Below are 13,676 nucleotides of genomic sequence, written 5' to 3'. Positions count from 1 at the left end.
AGGGAATCCTTCATGGCCAACAACGACAAGCGTCCCGCACCCCCGCAGCCCGCCGAGGATTTCTACGGCCGTCCGACGGATCGACGGCAAGGCACCGAGCCCCTCCGCGAAGGCCAGGGCTCCACGCCCTCCACTCCTCGCGAGCAGACGGAGCCGAAGCGCCCCAGCTCCGACGAGGACGAAGAGACCCGGTCCCGCCGCGAGCTGACCGAGGCCGACGAGAAGGGCGTCCGCCTCCGCACCGAGGAAGACGTGGACGACGCCGACGACCGCGACCTGCGCCTCCACGACGCCAGCGGCCTGCACCCCTACGACCCGCGCGAGCGCGCCCCCGGGGCCGTGCTCGACGACATCCCGGATGGCGACGGGCCTCGCAGCGACGCGGGCACCAACCCGCTGTCCGACGTGTACCGCTACGGCCACCCGGACCGCATGCCGGGCCGCGAGCGCTGAGGTCCCCGCCCACCGCCCGGTCCCAACGGGTCCGACTGTCGGACCCGTTCAGGCGCCGCGCCGCGGACGGGCGGTCCCCTGAAAACACCACGGGCCAGGACCCGGGCTTCCCGCCCCGTCCTGGCCCTTCGTCACGTCCGGATGCCGCCAGCGCTCAGCCCGTACGGCGCGGGGCGTGATCCACACGGTGCGCGTTCACCCACGCGTCCGCCTGCGCCAGCGTGTCCACGAAGACCGTGTCGAAGCTGGCCGCGTGGCCGGTGAGCAGCATGGCCACCGACATGGCCTTGCCCACCACGCGCTGTGACAGGTCGGACCCCACGTACACCACCGAGCGCATCCACTCCGCGCGCACGTTGTTGGCCAGGTACTTGCGCGACTCGGCCGGCAGCTCCGAGCCGGGCACCTCGGCCACCAGGTAGAACGGCCCCTGCGCCGCCATCTCCTCGTAGACCCTCAGCGCCCACTTCGCGTCCTGCAACCCCACGACGCCCGTGTACTTCGTGTGCAACACGTCCGGCGCGGTCATGCGGATCCGATGCGCGCCACACGTCCATTCGCGAATCTGATGCTCCATGCGGTCCTCCCCCCGGCTGCTGGAACGGAACCCTGCCGGACCCCGCCACCCCTGGGAAGCGCCCCCGCGCGAACCTGCCCTTTCGGACAAGGTCCGCCTGTCCATTGGATGTCAGACCCCCTCTGTACTGTGTACCTATTCCGACAGCCTTCCAGAGGGGGAAATCATGACGGAAACCCGTGAACTGCCGCGCGTTTCGGTGAACAAGCTGGGCGAGTACCTGGTCGCCACGCCCGCCCGCCGCAAGCGCATCATCCACGACCAGAAGCACCCGCCGGATGCCCAGTACCTGCGCTATCCGGAGGCGTCCCAGGCCATCACGGACTTCCTCTGCCGGGGCCTGGATTTGAACGTGCTGCGGGAGTCCCAGCGCCGGTTCGCCTGCGCGGTGCCGCAGACGGAGTTCGAGGCGCAGCGCATGCAGTTGTGCTCGGAGGCGCTGGAGCGCTTCGCGGACCTGGTGCCCTGGCTGGACCTGGACGACGCCATCATCAGCGCGGTGGGCGCGGAGCCGCCCGTGCTGGAGATGGCCGGCGTCACCATCAGCGTGCGCCCGGAGGTGGTGGTGCAGCGGCTGGACAAGCAGGGCAACCCGCGCGTGGGGTTGATGAAGCTCTACTTCTCCAAGACGCACCCGCTGGACGAGCGGAGCGGCCAGTACATCGGCACGCTGCTGCAGCGCTTCGCGGAGCAGCACCTATGCCGGCTGGGCCCGGCGGACCACCGGCTGATGACCGTGGTGGACGTGTTCGCGGGCTCGCTGTTCGTCGCGCCGCGCGCGCACATCCGCCGGCTGGGGGACGTGGTGCTCGCGTGCGAGGAGATCGCCGAGCGCTGGGCCGTCCACTGACGCACTCCGGAGCTCCGGAGCTCCCCCCGGCCGCCCGCGCGCCCCTCAGCCTGGAGGCGCGTCCTGACGGCGCCGGTGGGCCGTCAGCCACGCGCGGGCCTGGGCCTCCGAGTCCACGAACTCCGCCTCCAGCTTCGCGTCGCCGGTGAAGTTGAGCGCCACCACGAGCGCGCGCAGCACCTCGCGGTGCGTGCGCTTGGCGCCGAAGAAGACGACCGCGCGGAACCACGTGGGACGCACGTGTTCGGCCAGGTACTTGCGCGGCGCGACCGACAGCCCCTCGGAGCTGCTCAGGTCCACGACGAGGTACAGGGGCTTGTCCGGCCCCGCCCCCAGTTCGTGGAACACGTCCACGAGTTCCCGCACGTCCGTCTCTGAAAACGAACCCCGGACCTTCGTCCAGAGGATGTCGGAGGACTCCAGCGAGACACGCTGTGTCCCGAAGACCCACTCCCGCAGCACCGCCATGCCCTCTCCCACGCAGAGGGCTGAAGGGTACCCAGAATCCGGGGGGCGTCACCAGTCCGTGACCCCTTCTTTCCGGAGGGGGCTGTCCGTCCAACCCTCCGGGTTCGCCGCCCGCGGGCGCCACGTGTCCTCACGGGCCGGGTCATTCCTCGCACGTCGCGTCATGGCTCCACGCACCGCCGGATGCGGCGCCAGGGGCGCGGCTTGTGTCACGGCCGGGGCAGCGCGGCGCGGGGACCCGACGGGGAGTGAACGGAAAACCGCTATGCTCTCCAGCGGGCGGCCAGGCGGACGGCCGCCCCTGGGCGCATCCCCGGCCGGTTGTCGGGACGCGCTTCCTTGCTCACTGTGAAGGATCGCGCCCATGGCGCGGAGGATGGGAGCGTGGTGCTGGAGTCCTTGTGGAGCAGACGCGCCGTGCTCGTGTCGGGCAAGGGCGGCGTGGGCAAGACGACGCTCTCCGCGGCGCTGGCGGTGGCGGCGGCGCGCGCGGGCCGGCCGGTGCTGCTGGCGGAGCTGTCCCCGGACGAGGGCGGCCCGTCCACGCTCGCGGGGCTGGTGGGCGTGAAGGAGGCGGGGCCGCGCGTGGTGCCCGTGGCGCCGAACCTGTCCTTCGTGCGCCTGTCGGCCCCGGAGGGGCACCGGCTGTTCCTGGAGGAGACCCTGCCCGTGAAGTGGCTGGCGGAGGCCGCGCTGCGCTCGCGGGCGCTGCGGCGCTTCCTGGAGGCGGGACCGGCCCTGAAGGAGATGGGGCTGATGTTCCAGCTGCTGGCGCTCCTGCGCCGCACGCACCCCGACGGCCGCATGGTGCACCCGCTCACCGTGGTGGACCTGCCCGCAACCGGCCACGCGCTGGCGCTGGCCACGCTGCCCCGCAGCATCCTGTCGCTGATGCCGGGCGGGCCCGTGGGGCGCGCGGTGCGCGAGGGGCTGGACCTGCTCCAGGACCCCGCGCGCACGGGCGTGGTGGTCACCACCCTGCCGGAGCCCCTGCCGGTGAGCGAGACGCTGTCGCTGGTGGGCGAGTTGAAGGACGTGGGCCTGCCCCTGTCCGCGGCGGTGCTCAACCGCATGCCGGAGGACCCCTTCACGCCGGAGTCGCGCGCGGCGCTGGAGCGGCTCTTGGAGACGCACGGGCCGCACCGGGGACAGCGGGCGCTGGAGCGGCTGGAGCGCGCGAGGGAAGCGCGTCAGCGGCTGGCGGCGGGCCTGAGCGTGCCCCACTGGGGCATGCCGGAGCTGGCGCTGACGGGCATGGCGCTGGTGGAGCGGTTGGCGGAGCTGTTGGTGTCCACACTCGAAGGGGCCGCGACTCACGACGGCCGGGAAGCCACGCCATGAACCTGGACGGACTGCTGCGCGACAAGCGGATCATCGTCCTGTGCGGCGCGGGCGGCGTGGGCAAGACGACGACGGCGGCGGCGCTGGGCGTGGCCGCGGCCCGCGCGGGGCGCCACGTGCTGGTGCTCACCATCGACCCGGCGCGGCGGCTGGCGGAGGCCATGGGGCTGAAGGAGAACGGCGCGGAGCCCACCACCGTGCCTCCGGAGCGCCTCTACGCGGACGGCCCGCGCGGCACGGGCCGGCTGGACGTGTGGATGCTGGAGCCGAGCGTCGTCTTCGAGCGCATGGTGCGCAGGATGTCCGCCACGGAGAGCGCCGCGCGCGCCATCCTGGAGCACCGCCTGTACCGCTTCCTGTCGGAGCTGGTCGCGGGCGTGCAGGAGTACGCCGCCGCGGAGGCGCTGGACACCTTCCTCGCGGAAGGCCACTACGACCTCATCCTCCTGGACACGCCGCCCAGCCGCCACGCGCTGGACTTCCTGGAGGCCCCGGGCCGGCTGTCGCGCTTCCTGGATGACCGGGTCATCTCCCTCTTCGGGCCCGACTCGGGCCGCACCGGCCGGCTGTGGCAGGGCGCGCAGGCGCTGGTGGGCCGCGTGCTGGACGGCATCTTCGGCGGCGGCTTCGCGCAGGAGATGCGCTCCTTCGTCGCCGCCTTCGGCGGACTGTTCGCCGGCATCCGCCTGCACGCGGACCGGCTGCGCGAACACCTGTCGTCGAAGGACGCGGCGTTCCTGCTCGTCACGTCGCCAGAGGCCGCCGCGCTGCGCGAGGCCGGCTTCTTCCAGGAGGCGCTCCAGGCGAAGGGGCTGCCCTTCGCGGGCTACGTGCTCAACCGCAGCTGGGCGCGCGAGGACGGCCTGGCCCCGGCCGCCGCGCTGAAGCCGCACGCGAGCAACGCCGCGGACACGGACGCCGTCATCGGGCTGGAGCACCTGGCGGGCGTGGAGGACGCACGCGCGAAGGCCCACCGCTCGCTGCTGGCCCGGCTGGCCGAAGGGTTGCCCCTGGGCGCGCTGGCCATCGCCGCGCCGGACGCGGGCGCGGACCTGGAGGACTTCCGGGGACTGGTGCACCTGGGCGACGCGCTCACCGTCGCCTGACGTCCCGCGCGGGTTGCCTCCCGCACCAGGGCGGACGGGCGAGCGGTGCCACACCCGCACGCTGACGTCCCCGCGCGGGTCGCCGCCTTCCAGCCCAGGGCGGACGGGCAAGCGGCGCCGCACCTGGCTGGCTGGAGCTTTGCGCGTCCGGGCCCGCTTCCCATGTTCGCAAGTCGAGGAGGCTTGCGACGCACATGGGCACCAAGGACTACAGCAACGGAAACGGCAGGCATGACCTGGGGCGCGCGGACATCTCCACGCCTCCCACCGACGCCATGGCCACGCACCGCGCGCCGGACGTGGCACCCCCGGGTTCGCGCGAGCGCGCGGAGTCCGACGTGAGCGGTTGGAGCCCCGCTCGCGACGAGCCGCCCGCCGACCGCCAGGGGCGCTTCCACCGCGCCGCCGCGTGGCGCATGGGCCGCGTGCGCACGGACGTGGACGACACCGGCACCTGGCGCGCGGACCGAGAGGGCGAGCGCGACGGCGGCACCACCGGGCCCTACGGCCGCGATGACCGGGACCCGCGCTACGCCAACGGCGCGGGCCCCGTGCGCACCCAGGGCGAAGGCACCGTGCAGGAGATGCGGCCCGAGCGCGCCGACTACCGCGAGTGGGACCGCACCGGCTACGGCGGCGAGGAGCCCCTGCTGCGCGACCGTCCGGCCCGCGCGTCAGCGTCATCCCGCGCGGACCCGAGCCCGCGTGACAGGATGTCCCCCCAGCGGGAGGAGTCCTTCCCGCTCGACCCACGGCTGCGCGAGTCCCGCGACGCGTCCGGCACCTCCCGCCGCCGCTGGAAGCGCGAGCCCCTCACCGCGCGCGACATCATGACCCGCCAGGTGCGCACCGCCCGCCGCGACAGCTCCCTGCGCGAGGTGGCGCAGCTCATGCGCGACGAGGACTGCGGCGTGGTGCCCATCGTGGACGCGGAGGGGCGGCTGTTGGGGCTCGTCACCGACCGCGACCTCGCGCTGCGCGCCTTCGCCGGCCAGCGCGCCGTGGACGGCCTGCGCGCGGCGGACGTGATGACGGAGGACCTGGAGGCGGTGCTGCCGGAGGAGGACCTGCACGGCGTCATCGAGCTGATGGGCCGCCGTCAGGTGCGCCGCATCCCCGTGGTGGAGCCCGACGACCGGCTCGTGGGCATCATCGCGCTGGGGGACATCGCCAGCCGCGCGGATCAGGACGAGGAGCTGCAGGAGGCGCTGGAGCGCATCTCCTCGCGGCGCTCGTTCTGGAGCCGGCTGCGCTGACACCGGCCGGTGGGGACGGGAGGCACCGAGGGCCTCCCGTCGTCCCTGATCAGGCGATGGTGACGATCACGCCGGACGCGTCCACCGTCACCGTGAACTTCTTCAGGTCGCTGGTGGCAGGGCCCTGCGTGACGACGCCCGTCTTCGTGAACGTGGACGCATGGCAGGGGCAGAGCAGTTCGTCGAGGCTCGACTCGAAGCCCACCTCGCAGTGCGCATGCGGGCAGTCCGAGTCCACCGCGGAGTAGGAGCCGTCCTCCAGCTTGAAGACGAAGATGGTCTTGCCGTAGCCGGTGGGGTTGCCGCTCACCATGCCGCCCGTGTTCTGGAGGTCCGGGAACTCGGCGAACGTGAGCGTCACCTTGCCGTCGATCACCGACGGGAAGTTGTCGCTGCCTGCCTTGATGTTGATGCTCAGCACCTGCGTGCCCGCGTTGTACGTGGCCACGTACACCTTGAGCGGCACCGTGGCGGGCGCATTCGTCACCGCGCCCGTCGTGGCGTTGAACTTCGACAGGTGGCAGGGGCACACGGCCTCCGTCCCGTCGAAGCCCATGGGGCAGCCCACGTGGGTGCACGTGGCGGACAGCACCGAATAGGTGTCCGCGGACGGGTGCATCACCAGCAGGTTCTCCTGCCCGGAGCCGCCCGGGAAGCGCAGCGTCACCGCGCCGCCCGTGCGGGACAGGTCCGGGTAGCGCTGCACCACCAACGCCACGATGCCGTCCTCGCCGGGCGCGGGCACGTCCAGCACCGGCGCGGGGTCGATGTTGGGCGCGCACGCGGGCGGCAGGCCCGCCACCACCACGCCCGTGCCCAGCAGCTTCTTGAAGAAGTCGCGACGCGACGAGCTCACGTGCCCTCCGAGAAGACGAGGTGCGGCTCCAGCACCAGCTCGTCTTCCACCTTCACGAGTAGCAGCGTCGGCCGTTCGATGTTGTAGCCCTCCAGGCTGATCTTGAAGGAGCCATCCGCCGTCACCTGCGTGGCGGAGTCGAACTTCACCGTCATGGGGATCTCCACGTCCTTCGTCACGCCGTGGAAGGTGAGCTTGCCCTTGAGGGTCACCGGCACGGAGGCCGGGAAGGTGGCGGGCGTCTTCACGCCGGAGCCCACGGCCTTCACCTCCACCAGCGGGAACTTGGAGGCCTCGGTCACCTCCAGCATGTGCGTGTCGCGGTTGGAGTTCTGCGAGTCGAAGTCCTTCACCTGCGCGCGCACGGCCACCTGGAGGGTGCCGTCCGGCTTCAACACGGCCTTGCCCTCGCTGGGGGCGGCCTTGCCGGACACGGTGTGCATCTTGTGGATGAGCTTGTAGGTGAGGGAGCTGGCGTCCTTCTTCACCGAGTACATCTTCGCGTTCTGCGCGGCGGCGGGCAGCGCGAGCAGCAGGGCAGCGGAAAGAACGAGTCGTCGAGCAATCACGGCGTCCTCCAGAGGGGGATACGGCTTGCCTTCGCACAACGGCCGGCGCGCGGAGACATTCACGACAGGGGGGTTCGGGTCAGAAAGTGAGCGTCACGATGCCCGCTGCGACGCAGCCCAACGTGGCATAGCCCACCACCTGGTGCGCGGTGGCGTACTTGGGCTCCTGCAGCTCGCCGTAGCTGTGCGTGGCCAGGATGCCCAGCACGGCCTGGGCAATCATCCCGGCGGTGGCCAGGCTCATGAAGATCTTGTGGAACGTGACCGTGTCCCACTGGAACGCACGCTCCACCGGATCCGGCGCCAGCAGGCCCAGCGTGCCCACGGTGGCGAACAGCAGCGACGTGCCGATGACGACACCCCGGTGCCAGGCGAGCAGCGTGCGATCATCCCCGCCGCCCCGGAATGACTCGTTGAACTGGATCTGCCCCAGCACGGTGGCCGCGGTGAGGCCGCCGGCCATGGCCAGGCCCAGACCCTGGTGCAGCTTGAGCATGGTGCGGCGCGTCTCCAGGTCCTTCTGCAGGTTCGGATCCAGGAGGCCCGCGGAGGCCTCCGCCTCCGGCGTGAGCAGGTCGAAGTCCAGGCTGGGCTCCGACGACGGCGGGGTGCCGGAGTCCTGCTTCGTGGGGGCGCCCGTGGAGCCGGACTCCGGCGTGGCGGACACCGGCGGCGTCACGTCCGGCGTCACCTGAGGAGCCGCGGGGGTGGCCGCGGGCGCGGTCTCCTGCGAGGGGCTCGGCGGCGGAGGGACGGGCTTGCGCTTCGTGGGTTTGCGCTTGGCCGCGGCGACCAGCACGGGAGCGTCCGGAGCGAGGGCCGCGCCGGCGGGGGAGGCCGCCAGGAGCAGGACGGCCAGGAGGGGCGAAATGACGCGGGTCATCATGGGGTTCCCGGGGGGAGACAACGCGGCCCGTCAAAAAGGGGGGGCCATGCCTTCCCAGGCTACCCCGGCTCGCGGTGCTGGTGCACGGAAGTGCACAGTGAGTGCGGGTGAACCTTGTGATGACAGCATGCCCCTGGATGGCTGGAGCCATAAGAACCCCAGGGGCCGCCGGAAGTTTCGCGTGTCAGGCCGGTGTCGTCGAAGGCACCTCCGAGCGGGGCGCGGTGCCGTGCGCGAGCTCCTGCCCCAGCGCATGCGGGTCGAAGTAGGCGAAGAAGCGGCGGACCCGGTCGCCGTCCCACTCGATGATGGAGACGCCCTCGTAGGCGACGGCGGCCCCGTTGTGCGCGGTGCCCTGCGTCTCCCACTCCAGGGCCACGCGGTCGCCGGACTCAATCATGTTGCGGAAGGTGGACTTCACCTGGCCCAGGGTGCCCTTGTACTCAGTCCAGAAGCGGCGGGCGCCGTCGGCGCCGGAGAAGACGCTGGGTGAAGCGACGTTGCTCACCTGCGCATCGTCGGTGAAGAGCGCGACCATCGGCTCGATGTCGCCGTGCTCCTCCAGTTTCAGCAGTGCGTCCACGAACCGCTGCGCTCGTTCCATCGGCATCGGGTGTCCTCGCTCGTCGCAAAAGGGAAGTCAGGGGTGTGCCCGGGAAGGGTGCGCACGCGGACGGGAGGTGGCCTCCTTCCGGCGGTTGCTCCCTCGTCCTCCGGACGGCGGCCCCACCCCCTTGCTCCCGGGTGGCCCGATGGAGGAAGAGGAGTGACGCCATGTCCCAGGAACCCCAGCACCCCCAGTCGGAGTCCGCCTCCCCCAGGAAGCAGTCCTGGCAGGAGGCCGAGGCGGCCATGCTGTCCCTGGTTCCCCCCGTGGCGCTGGAAGATGAGCCGGCCTCCGGCGCCACGGCCCCCCAGGCCGCGAGCCCTTCGCCGCCAGGCTGGGGCACCGCCGTCTGCATCGCGCTGATCGCGCTGTACCAGCTGCGCCGGGTGATGCCGCTCGAGAACGTGACGCCGTGGGACTTCCAGGCGCTGTTCTCCAAGGGCTTCGGCACCGTGGCCGTCCTGGTGTTGTTCCCCTCGCTGCTGTCGCTGTGGGGCATCGCGAGGGACGAGCTGAAGCGGCAGACGCAGGGGTCGGCATTGCTCCTGCTTCAAGCGGTGTGCTGGGCGTTGATGGCCGGGGTGGCCTTGTTCAAGGGCGAGTTCGTCACTGCGCTCCTGATGCCCTGGCACCTGACGCTGGTGGGCGCATTCATGATGTACACGCCGGATCCGCCTCCGCTGGAGGCCCCGGTGCCCCCGCGCGCGAAGCCGCCACCGCCCACCGTGCGGCCCGCCACGCCCGAGGACCGGGAGTCCATCGAGGGTCTCCAGGACGCGGCCCTGGCGCGGCGTCCCACGGAGTTCGAGAAGCCGTTCGAGGGCGGGCAGGACGGCCGCCATCCGGTGCTGGTGGCGGAGGAGGACGGGCGCGTCGTGGCATGCGTGTCCACCCACGCCTACAGCTCGCGCGAGTGCTACGCGGGCATCGCGGACTTCAGCCTCTTCGTGGCCAGGGAGGTCCGGGGCCGTGGCGTGGACGAGCTGCTGCTCCAGGCGCTGCTGAAGGAGGCGGAGGCCCAGGGCCTCCACAAGCTCACCACCAGCGTCTTCGCGGACCACACGCACAACCTGAAGCTGTTTGAACGCCTGAGGTTCACCACGGTGGGCACCCACGAAAAGCACGCGCGGGTCGACGGTGCGTGGCACGACGTGGTGGTGGTGGAGAAGTTCCTGCGCTGATCCGCGGCGGGCCGCGGTTCCACGGACACTGTCTCCTCCTGGCACCCGAGGGCCGGGGGCCCCCCTTGCTCCCGGGCTCCCGCCGGAGGATGACTGTCCCTGTAGGAGCACCCATGTCCCAGGAAGCCCTCCGTTCCGCGCCGTCGCCGTCCACCGCCGACGAGGCGCCCACCGACATTCCCGCGCCCATGGCGGAATCGTTCCCGCCGCTGACGGTCCTGCTGGAGGAGGTGCGCTCTCCGGGGATGGTGCGCGCGGACGTCGACGCGCTCATCGTGGGCCTGGGCCGTCCACCCGCGCCGGACGAACCGCTGCGCGAGCGGGCGGACCTGCTGCTGGCGCTGCTGGACCGGAACAACGCGGTGGGGGACTACGCGGGTTCGGGCGGGATGAAGGTGCGCAGCGCGGCGAAGGAGGCGTTGCTCGCGCTGGGCTATCCCTACGCCATGGAGCTGCCGGTTGAGTTGCTGGAGACGAAGGGCGCCGGCGGGAAGGAGTCGGGGCTGAGCGGGGGCGACGTCGTGCTGGCGGTGGTGTCCCTGCTGTACCAATCGGTGGCGCTGCTGGGGGCCCGGCTCATCCTCACCAACTTCAATCTGAACGCCGACGAGGTGACGCTCGGCATCGGCGCGGGCATCTGGCTCTTCACCCTGGCCGCCCTGGCGGGCCACCAGGGGCGGTCGCGGGACCTGCAGGTCGTCGGGTCGGTGGGGCTGTGGGTGGTGACGGTGTTCTGGGGCCTGATGGCCCTGCTGGGGAGCGCGGCCGTCGGGGTCGGGGCCCTGGCCCTCATCCCGTGGCACCTGGCGCTGTGGACCGCCATCTCCCTGCGTCCGGAACCCGAGCCGGAGGCGCTGCCGGCGAAGCCCTCGTCCCCGCCCACGCCATGACCGCGCCGCCCACCGTCCGGGCCGCCACGCGGGAGGACCGGTCCGCCATCGCGGCCATCTACAACGCGGCCCTCGCCGAGCGCGCCTCCACCTTCGAAACGCGCCCGCGCACGCCCGAGGACATCGACGCGTGGCTGGGCAAGCGCCATCCGGTGCTGGTGGCGGAGGAGAACGGAAGCGTCATCGCGTACGCCTCCACCAGCGCGTACAGCCCGCGCGAGTGCTACGCGGGCATCGCGGACTTCAGCATCTACGTGGCGCCGCGGGCCCGGGGCCGGGACGTGGGCCGGCACCTGATGGAAGTGCTGCTGAAGGAGGCGGAAGCAGCGGGCTTCCACAAGCTCACCTCGCGAGTCTTCGCCACCAACGTGCGCAGCCGCGCGTTGCTCGGGCGGCTGGGGTTCCGCGAGGTGGGCGTGCACGAGAAGCACGCCTCGCTCGACGGTGTGTGGCACGACGTGGTGGTGGTGGAGAAGCTGCTGCTCGCGAACGTGCGGTAGTCAGCGCCGTGAGTCCTGGGCCCACTCCTCGCGCGTCCAGCCCTGCCGTTCGTAGAGGGCCCGGCGCTCCGCGGGCAGCGCATCCCAGGCGGTGCCTGGGTCCAGGTCCCGGGGGCGGCTGAAGAGGCCGGGGACGTCGCTGCGGACGGCCTGGGCGGCGCGCTCGGGGGTGAGGCCGCGCAGGCCATAGCCCAGCTTGAGGCCCGCGTGGCTCTGACCGGACTTGTCGGAGACTTCGAAGGCGATGCCGCCGCCGAACTCCGCGGTGCGAGGGTTGAGGGACGCATGGGCACGGGCATGCGGGCCCGCGCCGAGGGACAGCTCCACCTTGCCCTCCGAGTCGCGGCTCACGCTGGCGATGCCCAGGTCCACCTGGAGCTCCGTCTCCGTCTTGCCGTGCGCGTCCATCATCACCTCCAGGCCCAGGGGCCCGGCCTTGGTGTGGATCCCCGCCTGCGTCTGGACGTCGGTGGCGCCGCGAGCGGAGGCATGGGCTTCGCGCTTGAAGGCGAGCATCTCGTGGGACGCGCTCGCTTCAGCGGAGACGAAGGCACCGGCGGGCCGTTCTCCGGAGAGGACCTGCGCGCGGGCGGTGACGGTCTCGTAGGCCTGGACGAGCGAGTGTTGAGGGCGCCCCAGTCCGGCCTTCCATTCCGCTTCGTAGCGCTCACGCTGGGGGTCGGACCAGGAGAGGCCGAGCGACGTCTCACGCAGGTCCAGCGTCTGGGGCGGTCCGAGCGCGCGAAGGGCCTGGAGGCTGCCGGCCTGGGCCACGGCGTCGCCGTAGCGTTGCAGGTATGCGTCGTAGGCGACGACGGTGGCGCGACCGGTATCGGTGGCGTGGGCATTCACCGCGTCGCGAAGGGCACCGGGCAGCTTCGGATCATTGACGAAGGTCTCCGGCCGTCCGGGCATGCCGAGCGAACCCTCCACGCTGCCCGGGCGCCGGGAGAGGACGCCATTGGACGCGGCCTGTTCGAGGAAGGACTGACGCGAAGGCGCATCCATCCGGGACACGTAGGTGGCGAGCAGTCCCTCACGGTCCATGCGCTCCAGCGTGGCGCGGTACGCGTCGCGAGGCACGGAGCCGAGCGCATCGTGCGTGGCCTTCAGGTCGCTGTCGGTGAGGAAGGGATTGGACAGGCTGCGCGTCAGGTGCGAGCGGACCGAGGCATAGACATCCTCGGGGACGGGAGCGGACGGGGAACGCAGCCGGCCGCCCATCGCCGCGAGCTCGCGCGCGGACACAGAGGGTCCATCCGCGTGCGCGGAGGCCCGGGGCGCGGTGGGAGCGACGGCAGGGCCGTCATAGGGCCGCAGTTCGTTGCGCCCAGAAGCGGAGGCACTGCTTTCACTGACGGAAGTCCTGCGGGACGCGGTCGTGCCCACGCGAACCTGTGGCGCGGGTGCATCGGGTTCGGGAAGCGTGGGTTCGGGGGACAGGGGACTGCTACCGGGCGCATCGATTCGGGACATCAGGCTCGCTCCGAGGAAGGAGGAGCCGGTCCACCGTGCAGCCGGTGCGCCACGGTCAGGTGCCCGGAATCACAGGCACCCTTTCGCATCCATGCGCCAGAACGTGGGACCCGCGTCCCACGTCCCAGACGGACTCAGCCCAGCACGTCCTGCGCGCGGCGGTAGTACATCTCGCGGCTCGCGAGGCCGTTGTAGCCGCCGTTGATGCGGCGGGTGACCTCGCGGAAGTTGCCCGCGTCCGCGTAGCTGTTCAGGTTGCGCGACTGCCAGTACCAACCCGCGATGCGGAACGCGACGTCCGGATCCTTCGCGCGCTCCGGGTGCCCTTCCAGGTCGATGCCCAGCGCCTTGCCCGCCGCACGGTAGTTCGCGCGGCCCGTGAGCTGGATGGGGCCACGGCCCTTGTAGCGCTTGCCGTCGCCCGGCTGCGTGTTGCCCAGGTCCTTGCGGCCCTCGTACGCCGCGCCGGAGGCGATCTCCTCCATGTAGCGCAGCTCGCCGCTCTCATGCGCCAGCTGTGCCAGGAACATCTCCTTGCGCCGGGGCGTGTTGATGTTCGCCTCCGCCATCGCCTTGTTCAGGTGCGGCAGGTACTGCTCCGCCTTCGCCTGTGACAGGTTCGGCATGATCCGCCGCAGCTGCGCCACCGTCACCCCACCC

Annotated in this window: 16 protein-coding genes; 8 read left to right on the top strand and 8 right to left on the bottom strand. The window is 71.8% G+C overall.

Translation table 11 applies throughout. The annotated features are described in order from the left end of the window. The first annotated feature begins 12 nt into the window (after positions 1-12). Positions 13-453 (top strand): hypothetical protein, encoded by a 441-nt coding sequence (locus tag D7X32_RS13100; RefSeq protein WP_244238984.1) that lies wholly within the window; start codon positions 13-15, stop codon positions 451-453. Between the two features lie 154 nt (positions 454-607). Here D7X32_RS13100 and D7X32_RS13095 read toward each other — a convergent pair whose 3' ends face one another. After that, a complete protein-coding gene (locus tag D7X32_RS13095) occupies positions 608-1,030 on the bottom strand; it encodes an STAS/SEC14 domain-containing protein (protein ID WP_120602868.1) in 423 nt (140 codons plus the stop codon). A 166-nt stretch (positions 1,031-1,196) separates the two neighbouring features. On the opposite strand from D7X32_RS13095, the gene D7X32_RS13090 reads away from it, so the two are divergent. Next, a complete protein-coding gene (locus D7X32_RS13090) occupies positions 1,197-1,880 on the top strand; it encodes a hypothetical protein (RefSeq protein WP_120559418.1) in 684 nt (227 codons plus the stop codon). A 45-nt stretch (positions 1,881-1,925) separates the two neighbouring features. Here D7X32_RS13090 and D7X32_RS13085 read toward each other — a convergent pair whose 3' ends face one another. After that, a complete protein-coding gene (locus D7X32_RS13085) occupies positions 1,926-2,348 on the bottom strand; it encodes a SpoIIAA family protein (protein WP_120602867.1) in 423 nt (140 codons plus the stop codon). 387 nt (positions 2,349-2,735) lie between these two features. Between D7X32_RS13085 and D7X32_RS13080 the strand changes: the two genes are divergently transcribed. The 3 genes from D7X32_RS13080 (at position 2,736) to D7X32_RS13070 (ending at position 6,051) form a co-directional block, all read left to right on the top strand. Beyond that, on the top strand, positions 2,736-3,689 hold the full coding sequence (locus tag D7X32_RS13080) for an ArsA family ATPase (protein WP_341868127.1): 954 nt from the start codon (positions 2,736-2,738) through the stop codon (positions 3,687-3,689). Further along, positions 3,686-4,795 (top strand): ArsA family ATPase, encoded by a 1,110-nt coding sequence (locus D7X32_RS13075; protein WP_120602866.1) that lies wholly within the window; start codon positions 3,686-3,688, stop codon positions 4,793-4,795. Before D7X32_RS13080 ends, D7X32_RS13075 begins: the two co-directional genes overlap by 4 nt. A gap of 194 nt (positions 4,796-4,989) precedes the next feature. After that, positions 4,990-6,051, top strand: a complete 1,062-nt coding sequence (locus D7X32_RS13070) for a CBS domain-containing protein (protein WP_208752413.1) — start codon at positions 4,990-4,992, stop codon at positions 6,049-6,051. A 49-nt stretch (positions 6,052-6,100) separates the two neighbouring features. Here D7X32_RS13070 and D7X32_RS13065 read toward each other — a convergent pair whose 3' ends face one another. The 4 genes from D7X32_RS13065 to D7X32_RS13050 all read right to left on the bottom strand — a co-directional run bounded on the left by D7X32_RS13065 (position 6,101) and on the right by D7X32_RS13050 (position 8,972). Then, the gene (locus tag D7X32_RS13065; RefSeq protein WP_120602865.1) at positions 6,101-6,907 is read right to left on the bottom strand and encodes a Rieske 2Fe-2S domain-containing protein; all 807 of its coding nucleotides are present in this window, start codon (positions 6,905-6,907) and stop codon (positions 6,101-6,103) included. Next, positions 6,904-7,476, bottom strand: a complete 573-nt coding sequence (locus D7X32_RS13060; protein WP_120602902.1) for a YceI family protein — start codon at positions 7,474-7,476, stop codon at positions 6,904-6,906. Before D7X32_RS13060 ends, D7X32_RS13065 begins: the two co-directional genes overlap by 4 nt. A gap of 79 nt (positions 7,477-7,555) precedes the next feature. Next, positions 7,556-8,362, bottom strand: coding sequence for a hypothetical protein (locus tag D7X32_RS13055; RefSeq protein WP_120602864.1), 807 nt, complete (start codon positions 8,360-8,362; stop codon positions 7,556-7,558). Between the two features lie 184 nt (positions 8,363-8,546). Further along, complete coding sequence (locus tag D7X32_RS13050; protein WP_120602863.1) at positions 8,547-8,972, bottom strand: nuclear transport factor 2 family protein; 426 nt, start codon at positions 8,970-8,972, stop codon at positions 8,547-8,549. Positions 8,973-9,136: 164 nt separating this feature from the next. Between D7X32_RS13050 and D7X32_RS13045 the strand changes: the two genes are divergently transcribed. The 3 genes from D7X32_RS13045 (at position 9,137) to D7X32_RS13035 (ending at position 11,540) form a co-directional block, all read left to right on the top strand. Beyond that, positions 9,137-10,150 (top strand): GNAT family N-acetyltransferase, encoded by a 1,014-nt coding sequence (locus D7X32_RS13045; protein WP_120602862.1) that lies wholly within the window; start codon positions 9,137-9,139, stop codon positions 10,148-10,150. A 113-nt stretch (positions 10,151-10,263) separates the two neighbouring features. Continuing rightward, positions 10,264-11,040, top strand: coding sequence for a hypothetical protein (locus tag D7X32_RS13040; RefSeq protein ID WP_120602861.1), 777 nt, complete (start codon positions 10,264-10,266; stop codon positions 11,038-11,040). Next, positions 11,037-11,540 (top strand): arsinothricin resistance N-acetyltransferase ArsN1 family A, encoded by a 504-nt coding sequence (locus D7X32_RS13035; protein WP_120602860.1) that lies wholly within the window; start codon positions 11,037-11,039, stop codon positions 11,538-11,540. Before D7X32_RS13040 ends, D7X32_RS13035 begins: the two co-directional genes overlap by 4 nt. On the opposite strand, the gene D7X32_RS13030 is transcribed toward D7X32_RS13035, so the two are convergent. Further along, positions 11,541-13,016 (bottom strand): hypothetical protein, encoded by a 1,476-nt coding sequence (locus tag D7X32_RS13030; RefSeq protein WP_147450132.1) that lies wholly within the window; start codon positions 13,014-13,016, stop codon positions 11,541-11,543. Between the two features lie 134 nt (positions 13,017-13,150). Beyond that, positions 13,151-13,676: glycoside hydrolase family 19 protein (locus D7X32_RS13025; protein WP_279635579.1), on the bottom strand; the 526-nt coding region annotated here is incomplete at its 5' end.

This window comes from Corallococcus carmarthensis (genome assembly GCF_003611695.1).
Taxonomy (GTDB): Bacteria; Myxococcota; Myxococcia; order Myxococcales; family Myxococcaceae; genus Corallococcus; species Corallococcus carmarthensis.
This window is presented reverse-complemented; position numbering and strand designations above follow the sequence as displayed.

What these genes read in the sequence shown, in the direction of transcription:
- D7X32_RS13100 (WP_244238984.1), top strand. Translation starts at nt 13, where the DNA reads ATGGCCAACAACGACAAGCGTCCCGCACCCCCGCAGCCCGCCGAGGAT.
- D7X32_RS13095 (WP_120602868.1), bottom strand. Translation starts at nt 1,030, where the DNA reads ATGGAGCATCAGATTCGCGAATGGACGTGTGGCGCGCATCGGATCCGC.
- D7X32_RS13090 (WP_120559418.1), top strand. Translation starts at nt 1,197, where the DNA reads ATGACGGAAACCCGTGAACTGCCGCGCGTTTCGGTGAACAAGCTGGGC.
- D7X32_RS13085 (WP_120602867.1), bottom strand. Translation starts at nt 2,348, where the DNA reads ATGGCGGTGCTGCGGGAGTGGGTCTTCGGGACACAGCGTGTCTCGCTG.
- D7X32_RS13075 (WP_120602866.1), top strand. Translation starts at nt 3,686, where the DNA reads ATGAACCTGGACGGACTGCTGCGCGACAAGCGGATCATCGTCCTGTGC.
- D7X32_RS13070 (WP_208752413.1), top strand. Translation starts at nt 4,990, where the DNA reads ATGGGCACCAAGGACTACAGCAACGGAAACGGCAGGCATGACCTGGGG.
- D7X32_RS13055 (WP_120602864.1), bottom strand. Translation starts at nt 8,362, where the DNA reads ATGATGACCCGCGTCATTTCGCCCCTCCTGGCCGTCCTGCTCCTGGCG.
- D7X32_RS13050 (WP_120602863.1), bottom strand. Translation starts at nt 8,972, where the DNA reads ATGCCGATGGAACGAGCGCAGCGGTTCGTGGACGCACTGCTGAAACTG.
- D7X32_RS13045 (WP_120602862.1), top strand. Translation starts at nt 9,137, where the DNA reads ATGTCCCAGGAACCCCAGCACCCCCAGTCGGAGTCCGCCTCCCCCAGG.
- D7X32_RS13040 (WP_120602861.1), top strand. Translation starts at nt 10,264, where the DNA reads ATGTCCCAGGAAGCCCTCCGTTCCGCGCCGTCGCCGTCCACCGCCGAC.
- D7X32_RS13035 (WP_120602860.1), top strand. Translation starts at nt 11,037, where the DNA reads ATGACCGCGCCGCCCACCGTCCGGGCCGCCACGCGGGAGGACCGGTCC.
- D7X32_RS13030 (WP_147450132.1), bottom strand. Translation starts at nt 13,016, where the DNA reads ATGTCCCGAATCGATGCGCCCGGTAGCAGTCCCCTGTCCCCCGAACCC.